Genomic DNA, 11303 nt, shown 5'->3' on the forward strand with positions numbered 1-11303 from the left:
TTGGTCAGTCGGCGTGCGGCACGAAAGTGACACAGGTCTCCTCCGTATCGATCGACACATCCAGCGCGGCATCCAGCGCCTTGGCCAAGGCGCGCAGAAGGGGGAGGGCGGTGCCGCCGCCTTCGAGGCGGTCGATCTCGTCCACGGTCAGGCCCGTTCGCTCGGCGAGCAGGGCTTGGCTGATGCCCAGGGCCGTACGGCGGTCGTAGACGGCCTGGCCAAGCGCGATGGGGGCGCCCGCCCCGACGTACGCCGGATCGGCTCTGTGCTCCTCGGGGACCGTCCATGAGGTGTGGTAACCCCCGCTCACGGTGACTCCTCCAACGTCCGGTGGTAGGTCGTACGGTCGCTCCACCCTAGGCAGCCGACGGTCATCCGACTGGGTGACCGCAGTGGGTCAGGTGCCCAAGCCGTGATACATGACGTGCAGCCCGACCGGACCCAGCGCCGGATGGCGAAACGCGCCCGGGACGGTGCCGATGATGGTGAACCCGAGGCGCTCGTACAGCTTGAGAGCGGGCGTGTTGGAGGCCGCGACCGCGTTGAACTGCACGCCGGCGAAGCCGCAGGTCGAGGCCCAGTTGAGCAGATACTCGCCCAGCGCTTGGCCGACACCTTGGCCGCGTGCCTCGGACGCCACCATGAAGTTGCCGCTGGCGATGTGGGCACCGGGGCCGGGCCGGTTGGGGTACATGTTCGAGGTGCCGAGCACGCGCTGGCCGTCTACGGCCACCACGACATGTCCTGGTGGCGGGACCACCCACATGTCGTGCGCCTGTGCCTCGGTCTGGAGAGGGTCGTAGCAGAAGGTGTCCCCCTTGCGGACAATCTGCTCGATGATCGGCCAGACCTGCGGCCAGTCATGCTCCTCGAACGCCCGGATTTTCATCCGTCATACGCTAGCGACGGCGTTCAGCCCGTTCGACCGAATTCTTCTGCGGCGCATCACGGGGTCCTGCCCACATGGCTATTGGCCCGGGTCACATCGGTCCGGCGGGCGCTCGAAGCGAATCGGGGGCGGTCAAGGGCATCGGTTCGAGGCGTACTCGTCCCTCAGCGAGACAGCGGTCGAGCTCGGGCGGTCGGTAGGACGCGTCCTCGTCGTGGCGTACGCGAGCGGATTCCGAGAGGTACTCGCACCCGTCGGCCCGCCCCGACGTGTCCGTGGACTGTCCAATGGGCCGGTGCCACGGTCGTTCCATGAGGTAGAGGCCGGTGCGTGAGGTGTGCAGCGTGCCCATGATGTCGGGCCGGACAGGGAAGCCCATGGCGCGCGGCGTGGTCGCGCCGAGGACCTCGGGGTCGAACTGCAGCCCGTGACGGCGAGCCTGGCGGACCATCCACAGCAGCGTGATGTCGGACAGGGCCGTCTCGCTGTAGCCGCCGCCGACGTCGCTGTGCACTCCGGCGAACCACACCTGCTTCAGTTCCTGGCCGTTGTCGTCGGCGCCGGGCTGCTGGTGCCACAGCGTCGGGATGAACGGTGTGCGCTGCTCGTCGATGGCCAGTGCGTGGAAGGCCGCCTTCACCCAGCTGCTCAGTTCGGTGTCGTGGAACGCCCACCGGCGGTTGACCGAGCCCACGAGCGGCTTGAGCCACCGGGGGCCCGGAGCCGGGATGCCGAGGGTGCCGACCGTGTCCCACACGCCGATGAAGCGGATCTCCGTCTCGTACGCATACGCCTGGCGGAACAGGGTGGCGGCCGTGCCGGACGGCTTCTCGATCCGGTCGCGGTACAGGGCCCACGCCTCCTTGATCCGGTGGGCGTTCTCCCGGCGCAGGATGCCGGAGTTGCGCACCAGACCGGCCAGGCTGCGGGCGGTGAAGGCCCCCCGGCTGAATCCGAACAGATACAGCCGGTCGCCGGGCTCGTAGGCGTCGACGAGGAAGCGGTAGGCGTCCAGGATGTTGCTGGACAGCCCCATGCCGAACGCGCCGCCGCCCAGGTGCTCCCACCGGCGTGTGCCGACACCGCGCCCGTAGTACACGCGCTGCTCCACGCCGTCCGCCCGCGGCCGGACGGCCAGGGCGACCTTGGTGACGTTCGTCTTGTTGGGCTGGTCGGCGCGGTCCCACGTGCCGTCGCAGCAGAGGACCAGATTCTTGGCCATGGCAGCTCCCTCCGGGGAGGAACAGCGACCGCACAGATGTGCTTCGATCGTCGCACCACTCCGCCGGCCTCGCCATTCGCCGAAGCCGGCCCGAAGCCGCCCCGAAGCCGGCCCGAAGCCGCCCCGAAGCCGGCCCGAAGGCCGGCCCTCAGCCGGTGGCCGTCGAAGGTCAGCCGTCCGCCCGGGCCACGCCGATCGGGCAGGAGACGCCCGTGCCTACGAGGGTGTAGCTATGTGACCCATGGCGATACGAGCAGCGATCTACGTCAGGATCAGTCAGGACCGGGGCGGCGCGGGATTGGGCGTCGCGCGTCAGGAAGAGGACTGCCGTGCCCTGTGTGCTCGCAGGGGGTGGGACGTCGTCGACGTCTACCCGGACAACGACGTCAGCGCGTATTCCGGGGCGCCCCGCCCGAAGTGGCAGGAGCTTCTGGAAGACATCAACGAAGGCATGGTCAATGCTGTCGTGTGCTGGCATGTGGACCGTCTTACCCGCTCCCCGCGAGAGCTCGAAGACGTGATCGATCTTGCCGACCGGCATGGTCTGGAGCTGGCCACCGTCAGCGGCGAGATCGATCTCGCGACGCCCACCGGTCGCATGATCGCCCGGATGCTGGGAGCTGCCGCACGGCACGAGGCCGAGCACAAGGCCGAGCGCCAGCAGCGGCAGCGCCGCCAGGCCGCCGAGGCGGGCAAGATCGCCGGAGGCGGCAGACGACCTTTCGGGTACGAGGACGACCGGGTCACTGTGCGCGAGAGCGAAGCAGAGGTCATCCGAGAGGGTGCCCGCCGCACCCTGGCAGGGGAGAGCTTGGCAAGCATCTGCCGAGACTGGAAGAGCCGGGAGATCGTGACGGCGGCTGGCATCCCGTGGAAGCCGAGCGGACTCCGCCGCATGCTCGCGTCAGCGAGGATCAGCGGACGGAGGGAGCACATCCCGCGCCGTTCGTGGGACGCCACTCGTCCCCTCCTGGGGGAGATCGTCAGCGACGCGGTATGGCCCAGCATCATCAGCCACGAGGACTCCGACCGACTGCGCGCACTGCTGAGCAACCCCGACCGGCGCCCGACCAGCGACAGAGGCAACCGGAGCTATCTCCTGTCCGGCATCCTTCGCTGCGGCAAGCCGACCGGGGAGGCCGGTAAGGCGTGCGGGTGGGGGATGGTCGGCCGTCCCCGCTCTGGCGTACCGCGCTACGTCTGCCCCAACACGCCGGGCACGGGAGCGTGCGGTGGTACGGCGACGAACGCCGAGCGGACCGATGACCAGATCAGGGACATGGTCTTGGCTGCGTTCGAATCGCCCGCCTTCATGAAGCGTCTACGCGAGCCGGACGAGGACGGTAGCGAGCTGTATGAGAAGGTCCGGGCCGACGAGGAGGAGCTGGAGGAGCTGGCCGAGGACTACGGCAACCAGACGATCAGCCGTAAGGAGTGGATGGTGGCCCGCGCGCCGATTCAGGAACGGCTGGAGCGCAACCGGGCCAGGCTCACGAAGGTGTCCCGGAAAGCGGTCTTGCTGGGATTCGTCGGTGGCTTTGAGGACATGCTCGGCCGCTGGGAGAAGATGAACGACTCCCAGCGGCGCGCGGTGGTCACCGCTGCTGTCCGAGCCATCGAGGTACGTCCCGCCAACCCGCGCAAGAGGTGGGACCCGGACCGGTTCGTCATCGATTGGATCGCCTGACCCGGGGACGTGCGGTGCGGGATTCGGACTCCACGAGAGCGAAGACCCGCACCGCACGTTCGATCACCGCCAGGTCTTCAATGACTGGCGGAAGCCCCTGCCGGGCGCGCGAGGCGGCTACGCGCTGACGAAGGTCATCCGGAGCCAACAGGCCCCCTGAAGACGGGCGCCATTTCTTCGCGTGCGATCTCGCGATTCCGGGCGTGGTCTTCCGCGATCCCGGCAGCCAGGAGCGCGGCCCCGGCAGAGTGCCCGGAGCCGACGTAGCGCCAGTGGGCATCCGTGATCAGGTCGGTGTCGGCGAGTTGGGTCCCGCCGGATTGGTGGTCGGCTCTTTCGGCGCGCAGTGCGGTGTAGGTGGTGGAGTAGGCGCGTGACTTGGTGAGGATGTGGCCCCGGTAGCCGAGTGTGTGAGCCCAAGCCCGTAGGCGGAGCGGTTCCAGCTCGGCGAGGCCGCCGAGGCGCCAGCAGGTGCGCATGAGGGCGCGGACGTGTGCCGACACGGGGGCCGCGGTGATGTCGTTGGGGGGGGTTATCCGGTGGTCGAGTCCAGCCCCGGTTTCGGTGGCTCCCTTGGTGACGTACTTGCCGACATACGCGGCCACGGCGTCATCGGCCAGGCCCTCACCGCCGCCGAAGGCACGGAGCGGCCGGGCGTCGAGTTCGGAGCCCCAGCGCAGTTGGTGTTCTCCCAGAGCCGCGCTGTAGGGGGTGGTGAGCCGTACGGCCGCAGCGGCAGTGCGCACCACAGCCACCAGGAGATCAGCCGTTGCCCAGGCCGGTGGCGGATCGTCCGGCCCGTGTACGCCGTCGAGACGCACCACAGCATGGACATGGACGGCCGCTCGCTTCTGGTACTCGGCGACCTTGGCGTAGGAGATGCGCAGGCTGCGGCGTAGTCCGGTGCGGGTGCGGCCGGCGCGGGCAGCGAGGTGGTTGTAGAGGTTGTCCGTGAACGCCTTCCACAGTCGCCCGGCATACGCGTGCCAGAGGACGTGTGCCGGGTAGTCGTAGCAGTCGGCGCACAGGGGTTGGCCGTTACGCGGGTCCGCCACGTCGTGGATGGCCGGGCAGCCGAGGGAACGGCCGTGTTCGCACTGCTGGGCGTCGCGGCGCGGTCGGCAGCGTTGGCCGTCGGTGGTGGCGCGGTGGACGGGGCCGAAGCTGGGCGCGGTGAGCGTGAGGAAGAGTCGGGGCCGTTCCCGTACGTCGGTGGGTACGGCCTTGCCGCCGACGAGTCCGGCGCGCACCAGGTGGAAGGTATCGCCCGCGTGGAGGCGGGAGCAGGGGGCGCAGACGGTTGCGCGGCGGTTGCGGCAGCGGATCAGAAGCCGTTCGCCGGGCTCGTTGCGGGTGTCGTAGTGGTGGAGGACTTCGCCGGTTGCCGCGTCTCGGGTGGTGGTGGAGCCGGTGAGGTGGATCGGATGGGCGCAGCCGCCGGTAGCGGTCAGCTGCTCCAGCCAGCGGCCGAAGCCGGGGTCTTGGACGAGGCGGATCAGGTCTTGGTCAACTTCGGAGAGCTGACGCAGGCGCGCCGCGCGGTCGAGCACGGCGCGCCTGTCAGCCGAGGTGATCTCGGCGGTGATGGTGGGGACCTCCCAGGGTGGGCCGCCGCAGCGGCGCGGATGGATGCGGTTGGGTGGGTGTCGTCCATGGCGATCACTCCCTTGGCTCGCGGGGTGGGTGGGTCAGCGGATGGTTCCGGTGCCCCGGCAGCAGCGGCAGCGCCGCCGGTGGCCGGTACGGGTCTTGGGGAAGCGCTCCCCCTTGCAGATGGGGCAGCGGATACGGCGCATGGTCACCTGGTGGGCCTCCCGAGGGGTCTAGCTGTTGTGGGTGAAGCCGGAGAGGAGCCAGTTCACGAGGCCGTCTGCGGTGAAGATGACGGGTGTCTGGCCCAGGTACATGCCGAACAGGCCGATCAACACCGCTTCCCACCAGCGCACCGCGCGGGAGCGGACCAGGAGCACGGTGGCGAGCCCGAAGAGCAGCGCCAGCGGGAGAGCCGCTTGCTCGCTCATACCTCGTCACCCCCGTTCAGGTCTTCCAGAGCGCGGACGATCCCGCGCAGGCGGGGTGCGAGCCCCGCGTATTCGGCCGCCGTCAACTGGGCTTCCGTGGCGGTGGTCAGGTGGGACCGTCCGCGCATCCAGCCACCCAGTTCCCCGGTGGTGACCGCGACGCCTTGTTCGGCCTCTCCGATGGACTGCGCGACCGCTACCGCGTCCTTGTTCAGATCGCCCAGAACCATCTCTGCGGTGCCGGGGTCGTTGACGCGGTGGCAGACGCGGCCGCTCAACTGGGCCCGCAGCGCCGTCACACCCGGCCCGAGGTCGGAGCCGACCCGCTGCCCGGCCACCACCAGATGCATCCCCAGCGCCGCACCGAGCTGCGCCAGGCGCAGGAGGTAGGTGGAGCACTGTTCGGCTTCTGCTCGCTGTTCCTTGCTCCCGTTGGTCAGGTACAGCTCGGCTATCTCGTCGACGATCACCACCACCGGCATCGGCCGCTGCTTCTCCGACAGTTCCCAGATCGAACGGGCCCCGGCCGCCCGGCAGGTGCGCATGCGGTCCTGCATGTCGACCACCAGGGCCCCGAGCACGGCGATGGCCTCACTGCGGCAGGTGGCCAGGGCTGAGAGCCGCCGTTCGAACAGGCCCAGTTCCATGCCGCCCTTGCAGTCGACGCCGACCAGGGCAACAGGTTGCGGAGCGAGTTCGGTGATGAGCCGGGCGATCAGCGTGGACTTGCCCGACCGTGTGGCGCCGACGATCAGCCAGTGCGGTACGCGCCGGAAGTCCATCACCCATGTGTGGCCTGTCTCCAGCGTGCCGACCGCCGCCGACAGCAGCGACGCCGATACCTCGCCTGTAGGCCGGTCCGGATGCTCCAGCGGATCACTGGCTGACGCGGTGATCAGCACGACGCCGCGTTCGGGGGAGACCATCCGCACCGCGTGCACCCGCCAGGCATGGGCCAGCGCGTCAGCCGCAGCGAGGAACGGTTCCGGGGTCTGACCCGGGTGCAGTCGCACCAGCACCGACAGTCCATTCGGCGTGGGTTGGGGGAAAGACAAGCGCGGCACGCGGGTGCGCAGAGGCTCGCCCTTGACCGCCAGATCCCCCAGCAGGCGCCGATTGGGCTTGTGGGAAACGGTGAGGTCATTGAGGTGAGCGACCTTGCGCCAGGTGACCATCACCCGCAGCGCGGTACGCGGGAAGCCGGTCAGGTACCAGTGCCAATCGGGCCGCTGGTCTCGCAGATGGGGACCGATGACCGCCATCCAGGCCACCACCAGCAGCGCGACGATGAACAGGAGCGAACCCATCACGCACCACCGCCCTTGCCCGCCGACGCCGACGCCGACGCCGACGCCGACGCAGCCGGAGCGGGAGCCGGTACGGGGGTGACGGCCGCTGCGCGGAAGCTGACGCCGTGGCGGTCGCCCATGGTCCAGGCGAACGCCTCCAGGCCCGTCACCCGCACTTCCGAGCCCTCTGCAACGCCCTTGGGCTCACCGGGTACGGCGATCTCGATCACCGAAACGCGGCGCCCGTCCTGCCGCACCGTCACGGCGACGGTGTAGATCGTGTTGCCGTCCCGGTCCTTCTTGACCTCCTTGCTCTCGAAATCCGTGATCTTCGGTTCGGGCCCGACCGCGCACCGCAGTACGCCCAGCCGGGATGTGTCCACAGGGATGGACTGCATGGGTTGTGGGCCTCCTTGGCCAGTCGAGACGTCACACGTCATGTGACGTCACTCGTGCTTACAAGTCGCCAACTATGCATGCCTTGACGGTCGGAGGCAAGTACTTATGCTTACGAGTGACGTCAGCTCACGTCAGAGCCACCGTCGACAGGTGACGAGGAGAGTCCGGCATGGGAGAGATCCAGCGCCCCGGAGCGCTGTACCAGCAGGTTGCCGCCGAAATCCGCAGCGGCATCGCGGCAGGCGAGTACAAGCCCGGGGCCCCGCTCCCCTCAGAGGCCCAGCTCATCGAGCGCTACCAGGTCAGCCGCCCCACCGTCCGCAAGGCCATCGCCGCACTCCGCGCCGAAGGACTCATCGAGGTCATCCACGGCAAGGGGAGCTACGTCCGCGCCCTCCCCGCACCCGCCGTCACCATCGAGCGGACCATCACCCGTAGCGGCAAGACGTTCCACACCGGACACCACGCGTGGGAACGGGTCGAGGAACCGACCATCTACCGCACCACGACCACGGCGAACACGGCCCCGCTGCTCGGACTCGACGAGGGGGAAGCGCTCTTCGGTGTCGACCGGCTGCTAGCCGACCCCGGCACCGGCACGCGCGCTCTCCACCGCGTGTTGATCCCATTCGCCACGGCCGACCAGGCCGAGCAACTGGCCCAAGCGCCGGACACCGAGCCGGAGCAGATCTACGCCATCCTCACCGCCGCCGGGCACAAGCTCACCTGGCACGAGACCGTCAGCGCCCGCATGCCGCTGCCCGACGAACGCAGCACCCTGGGCATCCCCGACGCGACCCCAATCCTCCACACCGCCCGCGTCACCTACGGCACCGACGACCGCCCGCTACTCCTCGAAGAACTCCGCGCCAGCGCCGACCGCACCCAACTCGCCTACCGCATCACCGCAGACACACCGTTGAAAGTGACACCGAATAGCTGAGGTTCACGCCCTTTGCACGCTGGCCCCGCCGCTTCCGAAACCGCTGAATGTGTTCGGCAACACACCCGCTTAGCTACGCTGGGTCCTCCATCGTGTCGTTGTGTATCGAGACGACAGCGTTACGGGAAAGCACAGGGGGATGGTCGATGTCCGTAGATGTGGTCCAGTTCGCTCAGGACCTGACGCCGTACGCCACCACGGCCATCACCGCATACGGGGCTGCGGTCCTGGCCCGGGTCGAGGGCGACGCCGCCGATGCCACCGTCTCGTTCGGGCAGCGCGTCCTGCGACGCCTCACCGGCCGTGACACCCCCGACAGCGAAACGACCGCCGAGCAAGATGCCCTCGCCGACACCATCGCCGAGCTGGCAGGCAGTCCGGACGACGCAGACCTAGCCGCCGTACTCCGCGTGCAGATCCGCCGTCTGATGGCGGCCCATCCGGAGATCGCCGCCGACATCGCCGCATGGGCACGTCCCGCACCGCCTACGACAGTCACGATCGCAACGTCGGGGGACAGGTCACCCGCGGTCCAGAACAACTACGGCACCATTCACACCGGCGACTCGACAGCCTGAGCCCCAGCATGGTTGAAGCCGTGACGCACAGCGCATCACCGAAGATGCCCAACCTCATGACGTCGGGAGGCCGGTCACCCGCCATCGGGACGAACCACGGCGCCATCTTCACCGGGGACGCCACCGTCCAGGCGCCTCTGGTGCTGCCAGTGCCCCGCGATGTGCCCACGCCTCACGGGCTGCATAACCTCCCGCGGCCGGTCGGCCACCGTTTCGTGGGCCGTGAAGCGGAGTTGGCTGCGCTGGAGCAGACGCTTCAGCCCCGGCACGAGCGGGCAGCCAAGCATGTCGTCACCCAGGCCATGTCCGGCCTCGGCGGCATCGGTAAGTCCACCCTCGCACTGCACTTCGCCCACGTTCACCGTCACGAGTACGCGGCGGTCTGGTGGATCGATGCCGAAACCCCCGAGACCATCACCGACTCACTGGCCCAGCTCACCACACGGGCCAACCCCGGAACCGACACCAGCAGCACACCCAGCACAACCCTGGCCGAATGGGCCCTCGCATGGCTTGAGACCCACCCCGGTTGGCTGCTGGTCTTCGACAACGCCACGCACCCCCACCACCTCGCCCCGTACGTCGCCAGACTCACTTGCGGGGGCCACCTCATTACTAGCCGCCTCACCTACGGCTGGCACGACCTAGCCGCCGCACCCCTGCACCTGGACGTCCTCACCCCGTCGACTGCCACCAATCTGCTACGCCAACTCGCCGGACCGGCTGACAGCAACGAGCCCTCGGCGGTCGAAGAACTGGCGGACGAACTTGGGCACCTTCCTCTTGCGCTGGAACAGGCTGGTGCGTACATCCGCCGCACACGCATTCCCTACTCCGGCTACTTGCGCCGCTTCCACGCCCAAGCCGCCCGCATGCTCAACACTCCCGGCAACGGCGACCCCCACAGCATCACCATCGCCCGAACCTGGCGCGTCACGCTCGACACCATCGCCGAACGCGACCCACTTGCCGTGGATTTGCTGCGCGTCATGGCCTGGTTCGCCCCTCACGACATACCCCGCGACCTCCTCAGCGGCGCAGTTGACGAACTGGACGCAGAGGTTGACGCTCTCGCTCTCCTCAACGACTTCAGCATGATCACCCTCGCCGAGAACACTGCAGCCGTCCACCGTCTCGTCCAAGCACTCGCCCGAACCCCCGACCCCCGAGACCCCCACCGCAGCGACTCAGCCATCAGCCAAGCACAGTCCACCGCTGCAACATTGATCTATGACGCGTTGCCCAAAAACCCGGAGACCAACACGACCGGATGGCCACGCTGGCGCGCTCTCCTCCCGCACATTGACGCTTACCTCACGCACACTCACCCGGAAACAGATACCACCGAAACAGCCTGGCTCCTGTACAGCGCTTCGCAATTCCTGCACGGTCAAGGTCAACTCTTTCAAGCCACCCAATACGCACAACGGTCCGTCGACACATTGGCAAGGCTCAACGGTGAAGACCACCCTTCCACCCTGTCCTCCCGCAACAACCTCGCGGGCGCCTACGGGGCGGCTGGTGACTTGGGCCGCGCCATCCCGCTGTACGAACAAACCCTCGCCGACCGCATCCGAGTCCTGGGCGAAGACCACCCATCCACCCTGACCTCCCGCAACAACCTCGCCAGCGCCTACGAGTCGGCCGGGGACTTGGGCCGCGCCATCCCGCTGTACGAACAAACCCTCGCCGACCGCATCCGAGTCCTGGGTGAAGATCACCCCGACACCCTGTCCTCCCGCAACAACCTCGCCTACACCTACGAGTCGGCCGGGGACCTGGGCCGCGCCATCCCGCTGTACGAACAAACCCTCGCCGACCGCATCCGAGTCCTGGGCGAAGACCACCCATCCACCCTGACCTCCCGCAACAACCTCGCCAGCGCCTACGAGTCGGCCGGGGACCTGGGCCGCGCCATCCCGCTGTACGAACAAACCCTCGCCGACCGCATCCGAGTCCTGGGTGAAGATCACCCCGACACCCTGTCCTCCCGCAACAACCTCGCCTACACCTACGAGTCGGCTGGCGACCTGGGCCGCGCCATCCCGCTGTACGAACAAACCCTCGCCGACCGCATCCGAGTCCTGGGTGAAGATCACCCCGACACCCTGTCCTCCCGCAACAACCTTGCGGGCGCCTACGAGTCGGCCGGGGACCTGGACCGCGCCATCCCGCTGCACGAACAAACCCTCGCCGACCGCATCCGAGTCCTGGGTGAAGATCACCCCGACACCCTGTCCTCCCGCAACAACCTTGCGGGCGCCTACGAGTCGGC

11 protein-coding genes are annotated in these 11303 nt (G+C 68.4%); 4 read left to right on the forward strand and 7 right to left on the reverse strand.

Annotated elements, in window-relative coordinates; translation table 11 throughout:
• Nucleotides 1–4: 4 nt before the first annotated feature.
• From ABZ562_RS31765 to ABZ562_RS31775, 3 genes are all read right to left on the reverse strand, one after another.
• Nucleotides 5–310: a helix-turn-helix domain-containing protein gene (locus ABZ562_RS31765; protein WP_361486202.1), complete on the reverse strand. Its 306-nt coding sequence runs from the start codon at nucleotides 308–310 to the stop codon at nucleotides 5–7.
• 87 nt (nucleotides 311–397) lie between these two features.
• Nucleotides 398–889 carry a GNAT family N-acetyltransferase gene (locus tag ABZ562_RS31770; protein ID WP_361486204.1) on the reverse strand — a complete coding sequence of 164 codons (492 nt, stop codon included), beginning with the start codon at nucleotides 887–889 and terminating at the stop codon, nucleotides 398–400.
• A gap of 91 nt (nucleotides 890–980) precedes the next feature.
• Nucleotides 981–2111 (reverse strand): DUF2235 domain-containing protein, encoded by a 1131-nt coding sequence (locus ABZ562_RS31775; RefSeq protein WP_361486207.1) that lies wholly within the window; start codon nucleotides 2109–2111, stop codon nucleotides 981–983.
• Nucleotides 2112–2352: 241 nt separating this feature from the next.
• Between ABZ562_RS31775 and ABZ562_RS31780 the strand changes: the two genes are divergently transcribed.
• Entirely contained in the window at nucleotides 2353–3798 is a 1446-nt protein-coding gene (locus ABZ562_RS31780) for a recombinase family protein (RefSeq protein WP_361486210.1), read from the forward strand.
• A gap of 134 nt (nucleotides 3799–3932) precedes the next feature.
• Here the strand turns inward: ABZ562_RS31780 and ABZ562_RS31785 are convergent, their stop codons facing one another.
• The 4 genes from ABZ562_RS31785 to ABZ562_RS31800 form a co-directional block, all read right to left on the reverse strand.
• Entirely contained in the window at nucleotides 3933–5348 is a 1416-nt protein-coding gene (locus tag ABZ562_RS31785; protein WP_361486212.1) for a replication initiator, read from the reverse strand.
• 273 nt (nucleotides 5349–5621) lie between these two features.
• On the reverse strand, nucleotides 5622–5819 hold the full coding sequence (locus ABZ562_RS31790; protein WP_361486214.1) for a hypothetical protein: 198 nt from the start codon (nucleotides 5817–5819) through the stop codon (nucleotides 5622–5624).
• Nucleotides 5816–7126 (reverse strand): FtsK/SpoIIIE domain-containing protein, encoded by a 1311-nt coding sequence (locus ABZ562_RS31795; RefSeq protein ID WP_361486217.1) that lies wholly within the window; start codon nucleotides 7124–7126, stop codon nucleotides 5816–5818. The genes ABZ562_RS31790 and ABZ562_RS31795 overlap by 4 nt, the downstream gene beginning before the upstream one ends.
• Nucleotides 7126–7506, reverse strand: a complete 381-nt coding sequence (locus ABZ562_RS31800) for a hypothetical protein (protein WP_361486219.1) — start codon at nucleotides 7504–7506, stop codon at nucleotides 7126–7128. Before ABZ562_RS31800 ends, ABZ562_RS31795 begins: the two co-directional genes overlap by 1 nt.
• A 170-nt stretch (nucleotides 7507–7676) precedes the next feature.
• Between ABZ562_RS31800 and ABZ562_RS31805 the strand changes: the two genes are divergently transcribed.
• The 3 genes from ABZ562_RS31805 to fxsT form a co-directional block, all read left to right on the forward strand.
• On the forward strand, nucleotides 7677–8450 hold the full coding sequence (locus ABZ562_RS31805; protein ID WP_361486222.1) for a GntR family transcriptional regulator: 774 nt from the start codon (nucleotides 7677–7679) through the stop codon (nucleotides 8448–8450).
• Between the two features lie 146 nt (nucleotides 8451–8596).
• Entirely contained in the window at nucleotides 8597–9028 is a 432-nt protein-coding gene (locus tag ABZ562_RS31810; protein ID WP_361486224.1) for a hypothetical protein, read from the forward strand.
• An 8-nt stretch (nucleotides 9029–9036) separates the two neighbouring features.
• A partial coding sequence (fxsT, locus tag ABZ562_RS31815; protein ID WP_361486226.1) for an FxSxx-COOH system tetratricopeptide repeat protein occupies nucleotides 9037–11303 on the forward strand: 2267 nt, incomplete at its 3' end.

This window comes from Streptomyces sp. NPDC019937, from assembly GCF_040631655.1.
Taxonomy (GTDB): Bacteria; Actinomycetota; Actinomycetes; order Streptomycetales; family Streptomycetaceae; genus Streptomyces.